This window comes from Vibrio sp. J1-1, assembly GCF_021728395.1.
In the GTDB taxonomy this organism is placed as follows: Bacteria; Pseudomonadota; Gammaproteobacteria; order Enterobacterales; family Vibrionaceae; genus Vibrio.
Genome location: NZ_JAKKCM010000045.1, coordinates 1 through 1,493 on the forward strand (window position 1 = coordinate 1; position 1,493 = coordinate 1,493).

At 53.6% G+C, this 1,493-nt stretch carries 1 rRNA gene; it reads right to left on the reverse strand.

What is annotated here, in order from left to right:
• Positions 1-40: 40 nt before the first annotated feature.
• Positions 41-1,493: ribosomal RNA gene (locus tag L3V31_RS21940) — 16S ribosomal RNA — on the reverse strand; the annotation flags it as partial.

A 1,493-nucleotide genomic window follows, 5' to 3' on the forward strand; every position in this document is an offset into this window, starting at 1 on the left:
TATCAATCTGTGTGGACACTCATCGTGAGTAATCATCGTATAAGGAGGTGATCCAGCGCCAGGTTCCCCTAGCGCTACCTTGTTACGACTTCACCCCAGTCATGAACCACAAAGTGGTAAGCGTCCCCCCGAAGGTTAAACTACCTACTTCTTTTGCAGCCCACTCCCATGGTGTGACGGGCGGTGTGTACAAGGCCCGGGAACGTATTCACCGTGGCATTCTGATCCACGATTACTAGCGATTCCGACTTCATGGAGTCGAGTTGCAGACTCCAATCCGGACTACGACGCACTTTTTGGGATTCGCTCACTTTCGCAAGTTGGCTGCCCTCTGTATGCGCCATTGTAGCACGTGTGTAGCCCTACTCGTAAGGGCCATGATGACTTGACGTCGTCCCCACCTTCCTCCGGTTTATCACCGGCAGTCTCCCTGGAGTTCCCGACATTACTCGCTGGCAAACAAGGATAAGGGTTGCGCTCGTTGCGGGACTTAACCCAACATTTCACAACACGAGCTGACGACAGCCATGCAGCACCTGTCTCAGAGTTCCCGAAGGCACCAATCCATCTCTGGAAAGTTCTCTGGATGTCAAGAGTAGGTAAGGTTCTTCGCGTTGCATCGAATTAAACCACATGCTCCACCGCTTGTGCGGGCCCCCGTCAATTCATTTGAGTTTTAATCTTGCGACCGTACTCCCCAGGCGGTCTACTTAACGCGTTAGCTCCGAAAGCCACGGCTCAAGGCCACAACCTCCAAGTAGACATCGTTTACGGCGTGGACTACCAGGGTATCTAATCCTGTTTGCTCCCCACGCTTTCGCATCTGAGTGTCAGTATCTGTCCAGGGGGCCGCCTTCGCCACCGGTATTCCTTCAGATCTCTACGCATTTCACCGCTACACCTGAAATTCTACCCCCCTCTACAGTACTCTAGTCTGCCAGTTTCAAATGCTATTCCGAGGTTGAGCCCCGGGCTTTCACATCTGACTTAACAAACCACCTGCATGCGCTTTACGCCCAGTAATTCCGATTAACGCTCGCACCCTCCGTATTACCGCGGCTGCTGGCACGGAGTTAGCCGGTGCTTCTTCTGTCGCTAACGTCAAATGATGCTGCTATTAACAACACCACCTTCCTCACGACTGAAAGTACTTTACAACCCGAAGGCCTTCTTCATACACGCGGCATGGCTGCATCAGGCTTGCGCCCATTGTGCAATATTCCCCACTGCTGCCTCCCGTAGGAGTCTGGACCGTGTCTCAGTTCCAGTGTGGCTGATCATCCTCTCAGACCAGCTAGGGATCGTCGCCTTGGTGAGCCCTTACCTCACCAACTAGCTAATCCCACCTAGGCATATCCTGACGCGAGAGGCCCGAAGGTCCCCCTCTTTGGCCCGTAGGCATCATGCGGTATTAGCCATCGTTTCCAATGGTTATCCCCCACATCAGGGCAATTTCCTAGGCATTACTCACCCGTCCGCCGCTCGACGCCGTT